Annotated in this window: 15 protein-coding genes; 3 read left to right on the top strand and 12 right to left on the bottom strand. The window is 75.9% G+C overall.

What is annotated here, in order from left to right; genetic code table 11:
• Positions 1 to 12 precede the first annotated feature (12 nt).
• Both NF338_RS14685 and NF338_RS14680 read right to left on the bottom strand, forming a co-directional pair.
• Positions 13 to 654, bottom strand: a complete 642-nt coding sequence (locus NF338_RS14685; RefSeq protein WP_264031472.1) for a LuxR C-terminal-related transcriptional regulator — start codon at positions 652 to 654, stop codon at positions 13 to 15.
• Complete coding sequence (locus NF338_RS14680) at positions 651 to 1,982, bottom strand: sensor histidine kinase (protein ID WP_264031574.1); 1,332 nt, start codon at positions 1,980 to 1,982, stop codon at positions 651 to 653. The genes NF338_RS14685 and NF338_RS14680 overlap by 4 nt, the downstream gene beginning before the upstream one ends.
• A gap of 217 nt (positions 1,983 to 2,199) precedes the next feature.
• On the opposite strand from NF338_RS14680, the gene NF338_RS14675 reads away from it, so the two are divergent.
• Together NF338_RS14675 and NF338_RS14670 are read left to right on the top strand one after the other, a co-directional pair.
• On the top strand, positions 2,200 to 3,324 hold the full coding sequence (locus NF338_RS14675; RefSeq protein WP_264031471.1) for an ABC transporter permease: 1,125 nt from the start codon (positions 2,200 to 2,202) through the stop codon (positions 3,322 to 3,324).
• A gap of 83 nt (positions 3,325 to 3,407) precedes the next feature.
• Positions 3,408 to 4,160: an ABC transporter ATP-binding protein gene (locus NF338_RS14670; protein WP_264031470.1), complete on the top strand. Its 753-nt coding sequence runs from the start codon at positions 3,408 to 3,410 to the stop codon at positions 4,158 to 4,160.
• 27 nt (positions 4,161 to 4,187) lie between these two features.
• On the opposite strand, the gene NF338_RS14665 is transcribed toward NF338_RS14670, so the two are convergent.
• From NF338_RS14665 to NF338_RS14645, 5 genes are all read right to left on the bottom strand, one after another.
• Entirely contained in the window at positions 4,188 to 5,780 is a 1,593-nt protein-coding gene (locus NF338_RS14665) for a DUF6297 family protein (RefSeq protein ID WP_264031469.1), read from the bottom strand.
• A gap of 5 nt (positions 5,781 to 5,785) precedes the next feature.
• Entirely contained in the window at positions 5,786 to 6,484 is a 699-nt protein-coding gene (locus tag NF338_RS14660) for an ABC transporter ATP-binding protein (RefSeq protein WP_264031468.1), read from the bottom strand.
• Positions 6,485 to 6,486: 2 nt separating this feature from the next.
• Complete coding sequence (locus NF338_RS14655; protein WP_264031467.1) at positions 6,487 to 7,521, bottom strand: bifunctional riboflavin kinase/FAD synthetase; 1,035 nt, start codon at positions 7,519 to 7,521, stop codon at positions 6,487 to 6,489.
• Between the two features lie 106 nt (positions 7,522 to 7,627).
• Positions 7,628 to 8,608 carry a tRNA pseudouridine(55) synthase TruB gene (truB, locus tag NF338_RS14650; RefSeq protein WP_264031466.1) on the bottom strand — a complete coding sequence of 327 codons (981 nt, stop codon included), beginning with the start codon at positions 8,606 to 8,608 and terminating at the stop codon, positions 7,628 to 7,630.
• The gene (locus NF338_RS14645) at positions 8,605 to 9,195 is read right to left on the bottom strand and encodes a TetR/AcrR family transcriptional regulator (protein WP_264031465.1); all 591 of its coding nucleotides are present in this window, start codon (positions 9,193 to 9,195) and stop codon (positions 8,605 to 8,607) included. The genes truB and NF338_RS14645 overlap by 4 nt, the downstream gene beginning before the upstream one ends.
• An 81-nt stretch (positions 9,196 to 9,276) precedes the next feature.
• On the opposite strand from NF338_RS14645, the gene NF338_RS14640 reads away from it, so the two are divergent.
• The gene (locus NF338_RS14640) at positions 9,277 to 10,821 is read left to right on the top strand and encodes an MFS transporter (RefSeq protein ID WP_264031464.1); all 1,545 of its coding nucleotides are present in this window, start codon (positions 9,277 to 9,279) and stop codon (positions 10,819 to 10,821) included.
• Positions 10,822 to 10,934: 113 nt separating this feature from the next.
• Here NF338_RS14640 and rbfA read toward each other — a convergent pair whose 3' ends face one another.
• The 5 genes from rbfA to rimP all read right to left on the bottom strand — a co-directional run bounded on the left by rbfA (position 10,935) and on the right by rimP (position 16,626).
• Positions 10,935 to 11,378 (bottom strand): 30S ribosome-binding factor RbfA, encoded by a 444-nt coding sequence (gene rbfA / locus NF338_RS14635; protein WP_047232669.1) that lies wholly within the window; start codon positions 11,376 to 11,378, stop codon positions 10,935 to 10,937.
• Positions 11,379 to 11,517: 139 nt separating this feature from the next.
• Positions 11,518 to 14,385, bottom strand: a complete 2,868-nt coding sequence (gene infB, locus NF338_RS14630) for a translation initiation factor IF-2 (RefSeq protein WP_264031463.1) — start codon at positions 14,383 to 14,385, stop codon at positions 11,518 to 11,520.
• A gap of 155 nt (positions 14,386 to 14,540) precedes the next feature.
• Positions 14,541 to 14,864, bottom strand: coding sequence for a YlxR family protein (locus NF338_RS14625; protein ID WP_264031461.1), 324 nt, complete (start codon positions 14,862 to 14,864; stop codon positions 14,541 to 14,543).
• 80 nt (positions 14,865 to 14,944) lie between these two features.
• Positions 14,945 to 16,009 carry a transcription termination factor NusA gene (nusA, locus tag NF338_RS14620; protein ID WP_264031460.1) on the bottom strand — a complete coding sequence of 355 codons (1,065 nt, stop codon included), beginning with the start codon at positions 16,007 to 16,009 and terminating at the stop codon, positions 14,945 to 14,947.
• Between the two features lie 2 nt (positions 16,010 to 16,011).
• Positions 16,012 to 16,626, bottom strand: a complete 615-nt coding sequence (rimP, locus tag NF338_RS14615; RefSeq protein WP_087471748.1) for a ribosome maturation factor RimP — start codon at positions 16,624 to 16,626, stop codon at positions 16,012 to 16,014.
• Between the last annotated feature and the right edge of the window lie 78 nt (positions 16,627 to 16,704).

Genomic DNA, 16,704 nt, shown 5'->3' with positions numbered 1-16,704 from the left:
ACGTACCCGCGCCTACCCCCGCAGGAGGCCGCGGCGACGTGCCTCGGCGACGGCGGCGGTGCGCGAGGGCGCGCCGAGCTTGTCGTAGACGTGCACGAGGTGGGTCTTCACGGTCGCGCGCGAGAGGAACAGCTCGCGCGCGATCTGGTCGTTGGTGCGCCCCTCGGCGACGAGCGAGAGCACCTCCAGCTCGCGCGCGGTGAGCGCCGTGCCCGGGCTGCGCAGGCGCCCGAGCAGGCGCCGCTGGACGGCCGGACCGAGCGCGACCTCGCCCGCCGCCGCGGCGCGCACGGCGGCGACGAGCTCCTGCGTCGGCGCGTCCTTGAGCAGGTAGCCGCGCGCGCCCGCCTCGACGGCCGCGAGGATGTCGGCGTCCGCGTCGTAGGTCGTCACGACGAGCACGGCCGGTCCGTCGGCCGCGACGATCTCGCGGACCGCGTCGACTCCCCCGAGCCGCCCGGGCCCGAACTGGAGGTCGAGGAGCACCACGTCGGCCCGCAGCCCCGCGCGCAGACCGGCGAGGAGCTCCTCGGCCGAGCCGACCTCGGCGACGACGCGCACGTCCGGCTCCGCCTCGAGGACGGCGCGCAGGCCCGTGCGGACGACCGGGTGGTCGTCCGCCAGCACGACCTCGACGACGGCCGGACCGGTCATCGCGCCTCCTCGTCCTCGGCGGGTGCGAGCGGCACCCAGGCCGCGACCGCGGTCCCTGTGCCCGGCGCGGACTCCACGGACAGCGTGCCACCGAGCTCGGCGAGCCGCGCACGCATCGCTACGAGGCCGAACCCTCCCGACGGCCCCGGCCCGTCCTCGGAGCGGCCGGGGAGGCCGTCGGGGTCGAAGCCGCGCCCGTCGTCGACCACGTCGAGGGCGACGGCCTCCTCCCCCGGCGCGACACCGGCCAGGAAGCTCAGCGTGACCGCGACGCGCGACGCGTCCGCGTGCTGCTCGACGTTGGCGAGCGCGGACTGGGCGACGCGCAGCAGCGCCGCCTCGACGTCGGTCGGCAGCGCCACGGGGTCGCCGCTCACCTGCACGACGACGTCAGGGCCTCCGTCCCCGTGCGCCGCGATGCGGGACGCCGTGCGCGCCGAGGTGCGGCGCAGCGCGTCGACGAGGTTCGACGACGCGAGGTCGGCGGGCGCGAGCGCACGGACCACGCGGCGCGCCTCGGCGAGGTTGTGCCGCGCGACGTCCCGCGTCTGCTCGACGTACCCGCGCGCGGTGGCCACGTCGCCGGCGTCGAGCGCGGTCTGCGCGGCGCGCAGGAGCAGCTCGGCCGAGGAGAAGCCCTGGGCGAGCGTGTCGTGGATCTCGCGCGCGAGCCGTTCCCGCTCGCCCGCGACGGCGCGCTCGCGCTCGGCCGTGGCGAGCTCGTCGCGCGCGCGGACGAGCTCGTCGAGCGTGCGCTGGCGCTCCTGCGACTCGCGCACGACCGCCTCGAGCGCGAGCACGACGACGACCGCGACGGCCCCGCCGATGGCCGGGCCCAGCACGAACGGCAGCGCGAGGTTCGCCGTGTACGCCACCATGACCGCGACCACGAGGAGCACGATCGCGCCGACGGCGACCGGGCCCCGGCGCGGGCCGAGCACGTGCATCGCGACGAACATCAGCGGGAACGCGACCCACACCGCCGTGACCGAGGTGAGGCACAGCGCGACCCACAGCACGACGAGCCCGGTCACCCACGCGCCCGCGGGCCACCAGGCGCCCCGGGGCGCTCCGACGTCGTCCGGGAGCGGCAGGCGGCGCCGGCCCAGCACGTAGAGCGCGAGCAGCGCGGCGCACAGCACGACGGCCACGACACCCCGCGCCGTGCCCGCCGTGGCGAGGGCACCGGCGAGCGACAGCGCGAGCAGACCGACGAGGAGGACGTCCAGGCCGCGGCGCAGCCACCGGGTGGCCGCCGGCACGACGCGCGCGCCGTGCCCTCCGTGCCCGCCGGGCGCGGCAGCGGGGGTCGAGGGCGCGGTCGGCATCACGGCGACACCCTAGCCACGCCGCCCCGGCCCGGCATCGTCCGAACGGTCGATGCGCGGCTCCACCCCGCGGCGACGCAGGACCGACCGCCTCGGCGATCCGGGGCGAGCCGTGCCGCGAGACCGTGGACGGGACGTCGGGACACCCACGGCGCGCGGACGGATCGCGCTTGCCGCGCCGCCGCCCGCCACCCCACCGACCCAGGAGGTCTTCCGCGTGTTCCTCGCCCTGCGCGACCTGCGCCACGCCCGCGGGCGCTTCGCGCTCATGATCACGGTCGTCGCGCTCATCACGTTCCTCGTCGCGTTCCTCGCGGCGCTCACCGCCGGGCTCGGCCGCGCGAGCACGTCGGCCGTGACGGAGCTGCCCGTCGACCGCCTCGCCTTCGCGCCACCGGCCGAGGGCGCCTCGCCGACCTTCACCGAGTCCGAGGTCACGTCCGCCCAGCAGGAGGCGTGGGCCGACGTCCCCGGTGTCCGGACCGCGGAGCCGCTGGGCGTCGCGACCGTGCGCGCGTCGGGCGAGAGCACGGCCGCGGTCACTGCGTTCGGCGTCCGGCCGGGCTCGGGCCTGGTGCCAGGAGCGGGCGACGGGGGCGCCGACGTCTCCGCCGGGACGGTCGTGCTCTCGCGCGGCGCCGCCGACGCGCTGGGTGCGGACGTCGGCGACCAGGTCGGAGCCGGACCGCTCGACCTGCGCGTCGCCGCGGTCGAGGACGTCGAGGCCGACTTCTCCCACACGCCCGTCGTGTGGGTCTCCCTCGACGACTGGCAGGCGGTCGGCGCGCGCGGCGGCGGCGCCGCCGAGGACGGTGCGCAGGCCGGCCCGACGGCGACCGTCGTCGCGCTCCGGTTCGGGGACGACCCGCCGTCGGCGGACGCCCTCGCCGCGGCCGACGCGGAGCTCGGGACGGTCACGGCGACGCCGCGAGAGGCGCGCTCGGCCATCTCCTCGTTCACCGCCGAGAACCTCTCGCTGACGCTCATGCAGGTCTTCCTCCTCGCCATCTCCGCGCTCGTCGTCGGCGCGTTCTTCACGGTCTGGACCATCCAGCGCGCCGGAGACGTCGCCGTGCTGCGGGCCCTGGGCGCCTCGACGCGCTATCTCCTGCGCGACGCGATCGGCCAGGCCGCCGTCGTGCTCGGCGTCGGCGTCGGGCTCGGCACGGCGCTAGCGGCCGGGGCCGGCCTGCTCGCGGCGCGCGTCATGCCCGTCGTCGTCGAACTCTCGACGACGCTCGTCCCCGCCGTCGTGCTCGTCGCCCTCGGTGGGCTCGGCGCGGTGCTCGCCGTGACGCGCGTCGCGCGCGTCGACCCGCACGCGGCGCTCGCCGCGCGCTGACCGGCCACCCCCGCGCTGCACACCGTCCCGTCCCGCAATCAGGCACCCGCCCAGCCGTCCGCCCCCGACAACCAGGAGCTCCCGTGGACCTCACGCTCGACCACATCCGCCTCGCCTACCCCGACGGAGACGGCGTCCTCGTCGCCGTGGACGACGTCACGCTCACCGTGCCGTCCGGCACGACCACGGCGCTGCTCGGCCCCTCGGGCGCGGGCAAGTCCAGCCTGCTGGCCGTCGCCGCCACCCTCACGCCGCCCACGTCCGGCGTCGTACGGGTCGGGAAGGACGTCGTCAGCGCGCCGCTCGACGGACCGGGGGACCCGCGGAGCACTCCGGGAACCGGTCGCGGGTCCCGCCGTCGGGCGCGACGTGCCGCGGACCGGGCGGCCGCCCTGCGCCGCGAGCGCATCGGGATCGTGTTCCAGCAGCCGCAGCTCGTGGCGTCGCTCACCGTGCTGGAGCAGCTCGAGCTCATGAGCCACCTGCGTGGCCGACCCGCCGCGTCGCGCCGTGCGCACGCGCTCGCCCTGCTCGACGCGGTGGGCGTCGCCGATCGCGCGGACCGTCGTCCGGAGCACCTCTCGGGCGGTCAGCGCCAGCGGGTCGCGATCGCCCGCGCGCTCATGAACGACCCCCAGGTGCTCCTCGTCGACGAGCCGACCTCGGCGCTCGACCACGAACGCGGCGTGCAGGTCGTGGAGCTCGTGGTGCGTCTCGCCCGCGAGCTCGACGCCGCGACCCTGCTCGTCACGCACGACGAGGCGACCCTCGACCCGGTCGACGCCCGCGTGCACCTGGCAGACGGCCGGGTCGTCGAGGCACCGGTCGTCGCCTGACGACCCTCCCGGCGGCGCAGGTCGGGGTCAGCGTGCCGCGCGCACGTGCGTCGCGACCGCGAGTGCCAGCACCCCCGCGACCGCCTGGGCGACGACCGCGCCCCAGCCGGGGACGCCCACGAGGAGAGCCACCCCGAGGGGCACGGCGCCGAGGACCGCGACGTCCGGCCCCTTGCGCAGCACCGCGGCGGCGCCCGTGGGCACCCCTCCCGCGGGTGTCGCGAGCAGCGGGCCGCCCCAGTTCGGCGGTTCGCGGTAGGCGCTCCGCACGGCGGCGGCGCCCTGGACCACCGCCGTGAGCGCGCCGAGCGCGACCCACCGCGCGTCTCCCGTCGCGACCACCAGCGGGACCGACCCCGCGAGGAGGCACACGGCGGCCGTGAGGACGGGGACGAGGGTGCGCGCGAGCCGGGTCCAGCGCGCGGCGAGCGGCACGAGGGCGTCGACGACGGGCGCCATCTCCGCGGTACGCGCCCCCTCGGCGCCGAGCACGGCCGCGCCGAGGCCCGCCACGACCAGCACCGCGAAGAGGCCGAACCCCGAGCCGAGTCCGGGGACCTGCTGGGCGACGACGGTCAGCGCGCCGAGTCCGACGAGCTGGGCGAGGGCGGACGGGCTGCGCCCGAGGAGCACGAGGTCGGCCGCCACCACCGCGGCGAAGGCGCCGCGCACGGCGGCGAACCGGTGCGGGCGCCGGACGCGCACGCGGGCCGCCCCGGCTCGACGCAGGGCGCGGCCGAGGTCCCGGGTGTCGAACGAGAGCACGGCTCCGCCCACCTGGTCCGCGACCGAGCTCTGCGCGCGCAGGACGGTCGCGCCGAGCGACTCCAGCCCGCGCCACCAGCGCAGCACGAGCACGGCCCCGACCGCGAGGAGGCCGAGCGCGACGAGGGGCGGTGCGGCGAGCGCGGGCAGCCCGGGTCGGCCTGCGGCGACGAGCACGAGGCCCGCGACCGGGACGGCCGCGACGGCGACGTCGCTCGCGCGGGCCAGGGCGCCGGCCGCGCGCGCGGACGGCTGGACGAGGCCGGCGACGGACACGAGCAGGAGTCCGAGCGCGCCCCCCGTCAGCGCCGCGCGGAGCGCGGGGCCGGCGTCGAGCCCGGCGGCGACCGACACGGTGAGCGTCCCGACGGAGCCCAGCACGCCGCCCAGGAGCACCGCCCGGACGAACGACGGCGACACGAGCCCGCGCCGGTCCGCCGGGGTGGGCACCCACCAGCGCACGCCCCCGCTGCCCGCGCCCACGGGGCCGAGGCGCACGGCCGTGCCGGTGAGGAGCGCGAGCAGCGCGGCGGTCCCGAGCGTCTGGATCGCGCCCGGTCCGAGCACCGACGTCCCGGTCGACGAGCCGGGATCGAGCGTCGAACGCAGCATCGAGGCGAGCCCGATCACCCAGCCGGTCGCGAGCGCGACGGACACCACCGCGTAGGCGACGTCCACGACGATCTCCCCCGGGCCCGCGTCGGCACGCGCCGCGGCGGCGCGCGCCGTGAGGCGGCGCAGCTCGCGTCCGCCGAGCAGCTCGTCGGGGTCCGTACGCAGGGCGCGGGCCGCGCCGACGGCTCCCGGGCCCACGGGGTGCGTCTCCCCGGGAGGCCCGGCGGGGTGCGCGTCCACCACCGTCAGCGCACCGCCAGGAGCGCGTCGTGGGCGTCTGCCGGGTCGAGCGCGACGCACGCGTCGTCGCCGACCAGGAGGCCGCGCGCGCCGGTCCGCGCGACGAGGTCCGGGTCGTGCGTGGCGAGGACGACCGCGACGCCGCCGCGCGCGTCGTCCACGAGCAGCCCCGCGAGCCGCTCGCGCATCCCGGGGTCGAGGCGCTGCTCGGGCTCGTCGAGCACCAGCAGCTCGCGCGGCCGGACGAGGCCCGACGCGAGGAGGAAGCGGCGCCGCTGGCCCGACGAGAGCGCCGACGGCAGCGACGCCGCCTGCTCCGCGATCCCGAACCGGTCCAGGAGCGCGTCCACGGCCGCCCCCGCGCCGACCACGCCGTGCCCGCGCGCGACGAGGACGAGGTGCTCGCGCACCGTGAGCGCGGGGAAGAACGCGTCGTCGTCGAGCACGCCTGCGACGCGCGCGCGGAAGTCCCGCTCGCGCTCGTCGACCGCGCGGCCGAAGGCCCGCACCGCACCGCCGAGCGGGGGCTGCAGGCCGAGCACCGTGCGCAGGAGCGTCGACTTCCCGCTGCCGTTCGCGCCGATGACGACGACCAGCTCGCCGGGGTGCACGGTCAGGTCGACGGGCGCGCACACGGCCACGTCGGCGTAGCCGACACGGAGCGCGCGCGCCTCGAGCACGGGGGCCGGGACCGGGACCGCCACGGTCAGGACCCCGGGGTCGTCGCGACCGGCTCCCCGTCCGCGCCGGCGAGGATCTCGCGGGCGCGGGCGACGTCGTCGTGCATCTGCGCGACGAGCGGCTCGATGCCGTCGAAGCGCAACGTCGGGCGCAGCCGCTCGACCAGCTCGAGGACGACGTCCTCGTCGTACAGGTCCAGGTCGGCGCGGTCGAGGACGTACGCCTCGACGCGGCGCTCGACGCCGTCGAACGTCGGGTTGGTGCCGATCGAGATCGCGGCCGGGAGGCGGACGTCGGCATGCTCGGGGTCGGCGCCCGCGAGCTGCGGGCGCCCGAGCCACCCCGCGTACACGCCGTCGGCCGGGACCATGCCGCTGATGGCGCCGAGGTTCGCCGTCGGGAAGCCGAGCTCACGACCCCGGGCGTCGCCGTGCACGACCGTGCCGCGCACGCGGTGCGGCCGGCCGAGGATGCGCGCCGCCTCGCGCACGTCACCCGCCGCGAGCAGGGCCCGCACGCCCGTGGAGGACCAGCGCACCTGCGAGTCCCCCGGCGCGGCCTCGTCCGTGACGGGCACGCCCTGGTGCTGCCCCACGTCGTCGATCGCCACCACCTCGAAGCCGAACCGCGACCCGAGCTCGACCATGGTCTCGATCGTCCCGGCGTTGTCGCGGCCGAAGCGCACGTCGTGCCCCACGACGACGGTCCCGACCCGGAGCCCGTCGACGAGGTACGTGCGCACGAACTCCTCCGGGGTCTGGCGCGCGAACTCGAGCGTGTACTCCACGAGGAGGACGGCGTCCAGGCCCGTCGCCGCGAGCAGCTCGACCCGGTCGGCGATCCCCGTGATGAGCTCCGGTGCGCTCTCGGGGCGGTGCACGACCGCCGGGTGCGGGTGGAACGTCACGGCGACCGCCCGCGCGTCGCGCGAGCGGGCGAGGTCGACGATCCGCCCGAGCACCTGGGCGTGGCCGCGGTGGACGCCGTCGAAGTTGCCGATCGTCACGACCGACGGGCCGAAACCCGGGGGAACCTGGCTCAGGTCCGTCCACAGGTGCACGCGAGAACTCCTCCGGTGAGGGGGTGGGTCGGTCGCGCCGGCAGGGAGTCGTCGGCGCCGCTGGACAAGACTGCCACGCCCCGGCCCCGACGCCGAACCGAGGACGTCAGGCGGGCGCCAGGACGAGCACGGGTCTCGCGAGGTCGGCGCCGCCGCGGCGCGTGTCCTCGACGAGCGCGACGAGCTCGCCGGCCGGCGAGATCGCCGCCGTCGTGCCCGGCGTCCCCGTCCCGGGGATCCACTGCCCGTACGACAGCGCCGTGGCCTCCTGCGCCGTGAGGTCGCGCACCGGGAACGTCGCGCGTGCGGCCTCGGCGAGCGGCAACGTCGCGAGCACGCCGTCGCGGTCGGCCTGCGCCTCGAGCTCCTCGAGCGTCGAGGCGACGTCGAGCCCGTACCCGCCGACGCGCGTGCGCCGCAGTGCCGTGAGGTGACCGCCCACGCCGAGCGCCGCGCCGAGGTCGCGCGCGAGCGCCCGGACGTACGTGCCGGACGACACGGTCACGGCGACGTCCACGTCCAGGGCGGGAGGCGCGCCGTCGGCCGCCTCCCCCGCCCCCACCGGGCGCACGTCGAGGACCTCGAACCGCGAGACGACGACGGGGCGCGCCGCGAGCGCGACGTCCTCGCCCGCGCGGGCGCGGGCGTAGGCGCGCTTCCCGTCGACCTTGATCGCGCTCACCGTGCTCGGCACCTGGAGGATCTCGCCCGTGAGGTCGGCGATCGCGCGGTGGAGGTCGGCGCGCCCGACGCCGGACGCGTCCGCGGACGCGACGAGCTCACCCTCGGCGTCGTCGGTCGTCGTGCTCGCGCCGAGCCGGATCGTCGCGTCGTAGTCCTTGTCCGCGCCGACGACGTAGGTGAGGAGCTTCGTCGCCCGGCCGACCCCGAGCACGAGCACGCCCGTCGCCATGGGGTCGAGGGTGCCGGCGTGGCCGACCTTGCGCGTACCGGCGAGCCGGCGTCCACGGCCGACCACGTCGTGGCTCGTCCAGCCGCCCGGCTTGTCGACGACGACCAGGCCGTCGGGCGCCGTCGGGCGGCGTGGCACCTGGTCGCGCGTGCGCTCGGTGCGTGCGGCGGTCATCGGTTCCCTTCCGTCGCCGCGCGGGCGGGGAGGTCCGTCGGGTCGACCGTGCACCGGACGAGCACCGCGAGCGCCGGGTCGTCGTCGGCATGGGACGGGGCCTCGACGGCGAACAGCGTGTTGAGCAGCATCCCGCGCGCCACGAAGTCGCGCGCCTCCTCGTCGCTCGCCCCGGCGCGCGTGCGGTAGAGGTCGAACGCCTGCGCCAGCACCGCGCGCGCCCGGGTGCCGAGCACCGGGTCGGCGCCGAGCACGAACCCGTGCATGAGGACGCGGAGCTGGTCCGGGTCGGCGATGAGCCGCGTGTACGCCTCCCCCATCGCCGCCTTGGCGTCCGGGCCGGGCGGGACGGCCTCGAACCGCGCGACGATCTCGCCCGCGACGCGGTCGAACACCTCGCGGAACAGCTCCTCCTTGGTCCCGAAGAGCCGCACGACGTAGGGCTGGGACACGTTCGCGGCCCGTGCGACCTGGTCCGTGCTGGTGCCCGCGTAGCCGCCCTCGGCGAACGCCGCGGTGGCGGCGTCGAGGATCTGCTCGCGGCGCTCGTCGCGCGTCATGCGCCGTGCCGGTGCGTCGGAACTCATGGTTGACAGGTTATCAGTCGATTACTAGCGTTCCCTAGGTAGTAATCAATCAATGCTTACTCCCGTCTCGGAGGTACGACCATGACACTCCCCTCGACCGAACCGTCGGCTCCCGCCTCGTCCGACCACCTGCCCGACGCCCTGCTCGACGACCCGCCCGACGACGCGCTCCCCGCGCGCACGACCGTCGCGGACGCGCCGGAGCGCCGCCCGCCCACCGCACGGGCGCCCCGCCCCTCCGCGGAGCCCACGGCGCGCCGTGCGCGGCCCGTCGCCCTCGCGCTCGTCGCCGCGTCGCTGCCCATGTTCATGGCGACGCTCGACAACCTCGTCGTCACCGGGGCGCTCCCCGTGATCTCGGAGGCGCTCCGGCCCACCGTCGAGCAGCTCCAGTGGTTCGTCAACGCGTACACGCTCGCGTTCGCGACGCTCATGCTGCCCGCGGCCGCGCTCGGCGACCGCCTCGGCCGCCGCCGGGTGTTCGTCGGCGGGATCGCGCTCTTCACGCTCGCGTCGGCGGCCGCCGCCCTCGCGGACACCCCCGGCGCGCTCGTCGCGGCCCGTGCCGTCCAGGGTGCCGGCGCCGCGGCGATCTTCCCGCTGTCGCTCACGCTGCTCGTCGGCGCGGTCCCGGCCGCCCGTCGCGCGCTCGCGATCGGCGTCTGGGGCGGCGTCTCCGGCCTCGGGATCGCGCTCGGCCCGCTCGTCGGCGGCGCCGTCGTCGAGGGCCTGAGCTGGCAGGCGATCTTCTGGCTCAACGTGCCGGTCGCCGTCGTCGCCGTGCCGCTCGTCCTCGCGGCGCTGCGCGAGTCGTTCGGGCGCCGGCAGCCGTTCGACGTCCCGGGGCTGCTCCTCGCGGGCGGCGGCGTCCTGCTCGCCGTGTGGGGCATCGTCGACGCCGAGCGGCGCGGGTGGGGGTCGGCGGCGACGATCGCGACCCTCGCCGCGGCGACCGCCCTGCTGGTCCTCTTCGTCGTCCGGGAGGCCCGCACCGCGCACCCGCTCGTCCCGCTGCGCCTGTTCCGCTCGCGGAGCTTCAGCGCGGCCAACGTCGCCAGCCTCGCGTTTGCCGTCGGGATGTTCGGCGCGGTCTTCCTGCTCACGCAGTTCCTCCAGGTGGGCCAGGGCTACTCCCCCCTCGAGGCGGGCGTCCGGACCCTGCCGTGGACGGCCGCGCCCATGGTCGTCGCGCCCCTCGCCGGTGCGCTCGCGTCCCGCGTCGGCGTGCGCCCCCTCGTCGTCACCGGCCTCGCCCTCCAGACCGTCGCGCTCGGCTGGATGGCCTCCCTCGTGGACGCGGACCCGACCGTGTACGGCGCTCTCGTGCCGGCGTTCGTGCTCGCCGGCGTCGGCATGGGTCTCACCTTCGCGCCCGTCGCGACGGCGGTGCTCGCCGGGGTCGCGGACGCCGACCACGCGACGGCGAGCAGCGTCAACGCGACGCTGCGGGAGATCGGCGTCGCGCTCGGGGTCGCGGTGCTGACCGCCGTCTTCCTCGCCGTGGGCGGGGCGCTGACACCGGCCGCCTTCGCGACCGGGCTGGTACCGGCCCTCGCCGTCGGCGCCGCCGTGCTCGCGGTCGCCACCGCGGCCGCGCTCTTCCTCCCCCGGGGCACGGGCCGCTGACCACGCCCCCGGGCGAGGACCCTCCGTCGCCCGGTCCGTGGGAACGACCGAGGGCCGGTGGCGGCACGCGTCGCGTGTCGCCACCGGCCCTCGGCGCGGTGCGGGGTCGGAGGTCAGCGCTCGGCCGACTCCCCCTCCTCCTCGGCCGTGCGGTACGGGTCCGCGTCCCCGGCGAAGGCCTTGCCCTCGCGCAGGGCCGCGAGCTCGGCGTCGCGACGGCGCGCCTCCACGAGCGCGGCGTCGAGGTGCGCCGCCGTCTCGGGGACGGAGTCGAGGTGGAACTCGATCGTCGGCGTCAGGCGGATCCCCGTCTGCTTGCCGACCTCGGACCGGATGAGGCCCTTCGCGCTCTCCAGCGCCGCGGCCGTCCCGGCCCGCTCCTCGTCCGTGCCGTACACGGTGTAGAACACGGACGCGTTCTGCAGGTCACCGGTGACGCGGACGTCCGTCACCGTGACGAACCCGAGGCGCGGGTCCTTGATCCGCGTGTCGAGCATCTGCGCGACGATCTCCTTGATGCGGTCGGCGAGCTTCCTCGCCCGAGGGTGATCGACCATGGCTTCTTCCTTTCGTGCCGAGCGTTCCGGCTACGGTCCCGACGACCGTACGCCGAACGGACCCCGTCGGCCGAGCGGGACGGGAGACGAACGCCCGGGGGCGGCCACGAACCGTGACCGCCCCCGGGCGTGACGAGCGTCAGGAACGCGGCTTCTCCCGCATCTCGAACGTCTCGATCGTGTCGCCGACCTGGAGGTCGTTGAACGAGCCGAGTCCGATACCGCACTCGAAGCCCTCGCGGACCTCGGTGGCGTCGTCCTTGAACCGCTTGAGCGACTCGACCGTGAGGTTGTCCCCCACGACCTTGCCGTCGCGCAGGACGCGCGCCTTGGCGTTGCGACGGATCTCGCCCGAGCGGACGATCGAACCGGCGATGTTGCCGAACTTCGAGGAGCGGAAGATCTCGCGGATCTCCGCCGTGCCCAGCTGGGCCTCCTCGTACTCCGGCTTGAGCATGCCCTTGAGCGCGGCCTCCACGTCCTCGATCGCCTGGTAGATGATCGAGTAGAAGCGGACGTCGACGCCCTCGCGCTCGGCCAGGTCCTCGACGCGCTCGCCGTACTTCACGTTGAAGCCGATGATGATCGCGTTGTCGACCGTCGCGAGGTTGACGTCGTTCTGCGTGATCGCACCGACACCGCGGTGGATGACGCGCAGCTCGACCTCGTCGCCCACGTCGATCTTGAGCAGCGCGTCCTCGAGCGCCTCGACGGCACCCGACACGTCGCCCTTGAGGACGAGGTTGAGGGTCTCGACCTTGCCCTGCTGGAGCGCCTGCGTGAAGTCCTCGAGGCTGATGCGCTTGCGGCGCTTGGCCAGGAGGGCCGCGCGCTCGGCGGCCTCGCGCTTCTCGGCGATCTGGCGTGCCGTGCGCTCGTCGGGCGCCACGAGGAACGTGTCGCCCGCGCTCGGCACGGACGCGAGACCCAGCACGAGGACCGGACGGGCGGGGCCCGCCTCGGTCACGGCGTTGCCGTGCTCGTCGAACATCGCGCGGACGCGGCCGTGGGCCGTGCCGGCGACGATCGCGTCGCCGACGCGCAGCGTGCCGGACTGGACCAGGACGGTCGCGACGGCGCCGCGGCCCTTGTCCAGGTTCGCCTCGATGGCGACACCGCGCGCGTCCTTGTCCGGGTTCGCGCGCAGGTCGAGCGAGGCGTCGGCCGTGAGCAGGACGGCCTCGAGGAGGTCGTCGATGCCCATGTTCTGCTTGGCGGACACGTCGACGAACATGGTGTCGCCGCCGTACTCCTCGGCCACCAGGTTGTACTCGGTGAGCTGCTGGCGGATCTTGGCGGGGTTGGCCCCCTCCTTGTCCACCTTGTTCACCGCGACGACGATCGGGACGTTCGCCGCCTGGGCGTGGTTGAGCGCCTCGATGGTCTGCGGCATCACGCCGTCGTCCGCGGCCACGACGAGGATCGCGATGTCCGTCACCTGGGCACCACGAGCACGCATGGCGGTGAACGCCTCGTGGCCCGGGGTGTCGATGAAGGTGATGGCCCGGTCGTTGCCCTCGTGCTCGTGGCGCACCTGGTAGGCACCGATGTGCTGGGTGATGCCGCCGGCCTCGCCCGCGACGACGTCCGTCTGGCGGATCGCGTCGAGGAGCTTGGTCTTTCCGTGGTCGACGTGGCCCATGACGGTGACGACCGGCGGACGAGCCGTCAGCTCGTCGTCGCCCTCGGCCTCGAGCTCCGCGTCCAGGTCGATGTCGAAGGAACCGAGCAGCTCGCGGTCCTCCTCCTCGGCCGAGACCATCTCGATGACGTAGCCGAGCTCGGCCGCGAGCGTGCCGAACGTGTCCTCGTCGAGCGACTGGGTCGCGGTCGCCATCTCACCGAGGTGGAAGAGGACCGTGACCAGGCTCGCGGGGTTCGCGTCGATCTTGTCGGCGAAGTCGTTCAGGGACGAGCCGTGACGCAGGCGGACGACGGTCTTGCCGTTGCCGCGAGGAACCTGCACGCCGCCGAGCGACGGCGCCTGCATCTGCTCGAACTCCTGGCGCTTCGCGCGCTTCGACTTGCGCCCACGGACCGGACGGCCGCCGGCGCGCCCGAAGGCACCCTGCGTGGAGCCACGACCCGCGCCACCGCGGCCGCCGCCACCGGGGCGACCGGCGAAACCGCCGCCACCACCGGGAGCACCGCCGCCACCGGGGCGGCCGGCGAAGCCGCCACCGCCGCCACGACCGCCGCCGCCCCCACCGGGACGACCGCCGGGAGCGGGTCGCTCACCGGGGCGGCCGATCGAGGTGCGACCGGGCATCATGCCCGGGTTCGGGCGCGGGCCGCCAGGACGCGGAGCGGGACGGGGGCCGCCCGGACGGGGACCGCCCGGACGCTCGCCGGACGCCGCCGCAGCACCCTCGGTGCGCTCCGGGCGCGAGCCGGGCCGGGGCATGCCCTGGCTCGGCGCGAACGGGTTGTTGCCCGGACGCGGGGCACCCGGACGAGGCCCGCCACCCTGCCGGGGCATGCCCTGGCTGGGGGCGAACGGGTTGTTGCCCGGACGCGGGGCGCCGGGGCGCGCGCCCGTGCCACCGGGACGGGGTGCGTTGGTGCCGCCACCCGGCTTCGGCGAGGCGGTGGGCTTCTGGGCGGGCGCGGGGCGCTCGGCCGCGGGGGCCTGGGGCGCCGGGGCCTTCGGCGCCGGCGCGGCGGGCGCCGGAGCCTGGGACTCCTTCGCGGGCTCGGCCTTCGCCGGGGCCGGTGCCACCGGCTGGGGCGCGGGCGCCTTCGCCTGCGGTGCGGCCGGCTCGGCCTTCACCTCGGGCTTCGGGGCCGGCTTGGGCGCGGCCGGACGCGCGGGGGCGGGTGCCGCCGCGGGCTTGCTCGCGCCGCCGCCCCCGGCGGGGAAGGCGTCGCGCAGCTTGCGGACCACCGGTGGCTCGATGGTCGAGGATGCCGAGCGGACGAACTCACCGAGCTCCGTCAGCTTGGTCATGATGGTCTTGCTCTCCACCCCGAGCTCCTTCGCGAGCTCGTAGACGCGGACCTTTGCCACAACTCTCCTGTCTCGGTCCGCCCCGGACAGGGAGGACCGTCGTTAGTGCTGGGTGCTCATCGCTGGGTACTCATCGGGTGCCCATCGGCTTCTAACCCGCTTCCTTGTCGACGTGTCGTGCAGTGCGACCCCGGGTGGGGCCGTGGTGCATTGGCTCAGCCGTGCTCTCCCGACCGTGCCTCGATCGCGGTGCGGACCGCGGCGAGGTCGAGGGGCCCGGAGAAGCGCAGGGCCCGCGGGACGGCCCGCCGGCGTTCCGCCGTCTCGAGGCACCGGGTCGACGCGTGGAGCCACGCACCGCGACCCGGTAGCGACCGTCCGGCGTCCACCACGAGCCGAGGCTCGTCGGCGCTCGCACCGGACCGGTCGAGGACCAGACGGAGAAGAGCTGACCGCAGGTCGCGCTCCCGGCATCCGACGCACGTGCGGACAGGACCCGGGCCCGTGGGTACGGGGCGGGTCGTGGTGTCCTGGGGCATGGTCGAGGTGCGGGCGCGCGGCCCGGTCGAGGACAGTCTACCGCGCCGTCCCGTCATCCGTGACCGTCCACTCCCGGCGACTACCGGTCTCCGGCGCGAGGACCTGCGGGAGCGTCGCCGTCGGACCGCTCGGTCGGGGCGCCGCCCTCGTCCGAGCGGATGTCGATGCGCCACCCCGTGAGCTTCGCGGCGAGCCGGGCGTTCTGCCCCTCCTTGCCGATCGCGAGGGAGAGCTGGAAGTCCGGGACCACGACGCGCGCGGCGCGGGCCACCTCGTCGACGACCGTGACGGACGACACACGAGCCGGCGACAGCGCGTTCGCCACGAACTGCGCCGGGTCGTCGCTGTGGTCGACGATGTCGATCTTCTCGCCGTGCAGCTCCGCCATGACGGCCCGCACGCGCGAGCCCATCGGCCCGATGCACGCGCCCTTGGCCCCGAGCCCCGGGACCCGGGAACGCACCGCGACCTTGGTCCGGTGCCCGGCCTCGCGCGCGATGGCGGTGATCTCCACCGACCCGTCGGCGACCTCGGGGACCTCGAGCTCGAACAGCTTGCGCACGAGGTTCGGGTGCGTCCGGCTCAACGTGATCTGCGCGCCCTTCATTCCCCGGGCGACCTCGAGCACGTACGCGCGCAGGCGCTCGCCGTGCACGTACTCCTCCGTCGGGACCTGCTCGTGCGGCGGGAGGACCGCCTCCGTGCCGCCGACGTCGACCAGGACGACCCGCGGGTCGCGACCCTGCTGGATGACGCCCGCGAGGACCTCGCCCTCCTTGCCGCGGAACGTGCCGAGGATCTGGTCGTCCTCCGCGTCGCGCAGGCGCTGGACGATGACCTGCCGCGCGGTCGACGTCGCGATCCGGCCGAAGTCGGCAGGCGTGTGGTCGAACTCCGGGCCGTGCTCGACCGGGCCCCGCGGGGCGTCGTCCTCGTCGTCGGTCTCCGGCGCGGGCAGCTCCTCGCGCGCCCACACCGTGACGTGCCCGGTCTTGCGGTCGAGCTCGACCCGCGCACGGGTGTACGCGTCCGGGGTGCGGTGGTACGCCGAGAGCAGCGCCTGCTCGATCGCGGCGACCAGGACGTCGAGGCTGATGTCCCTCTCGCGCTCCAGCAGGCGCAGCGCGCTCATGTCCACGTCCATCGTCAGGCCTCCTCGTCGTGGGCGGTCGTCTCGTCGGTCGAGCCGTCGGTCTCGTCGAGCTCGGGCAGGTCGGCCTCGAGGGCGCGCTTGAGCTCCACCTGCACCTGCCCGCGGACCACGTCGGCCAGGGGCACGACCCGCTCCGTCACGACACCGCGCTTGCCCGGCACGTCCAGGACCAGCTCGGGGTCGACCTCGGACCCGGTCCGCAGGCGTCCCTCGACCGTGCCGCCGTCGGCGAGCACGAGGCGCACGAGGCGGCCGCGGGCCCGCCGGAAGTGGCGGGGCTCGGTGAGCGGACGGTCGGTGCCGGGCGTCGAGACCTCGAGCGTGTAGGCGCCGTGGAGCGGGTCCACCGCGTCCAGCGCCGTCGAGATCGGGCGCGTCGCCTCGGCCACGGTGTCGAGGTCGAGGTTCCCCTCGACGTCGTCCGGGAGGTCGAGCACGACGCGCACCACGGACCGGGCTCCGGCACGCGACACCGTGACGTCCTCGAGGTGGAGTCCCGCGTCCTGGACCGCGGGCTCGATCGCCGCGCGCACGCTCTCGCGGAGCGCGTGCGTCGCCGCGTCGCCCCCGGGTGCCTTGCCGGGCTGACCGCCCGCCTGCCCTGCCATGACTCAGCTCCTGTCCGTGTCCCACGCCGGGTACGGAAGACGACCGGTGTGTTGTTGTCTCGGGAATCTCCCGACGGT

The organism is Cellulosimicrobium sp. SH8 (genome assembly GCF_025818875.1).
Taxonomy (GTDB): Bacteria; Actinomycetota; Actinomycetes; order Actinomycetales; family Cellulomonadaceae; genus Cellulosimicrobium; species Cellulosimicrobium cellulans_D.
Note: the sequence above shows the minus strand (reverse complement) of the source record. Positions and strands in the feature narration are given on the sequence as shown.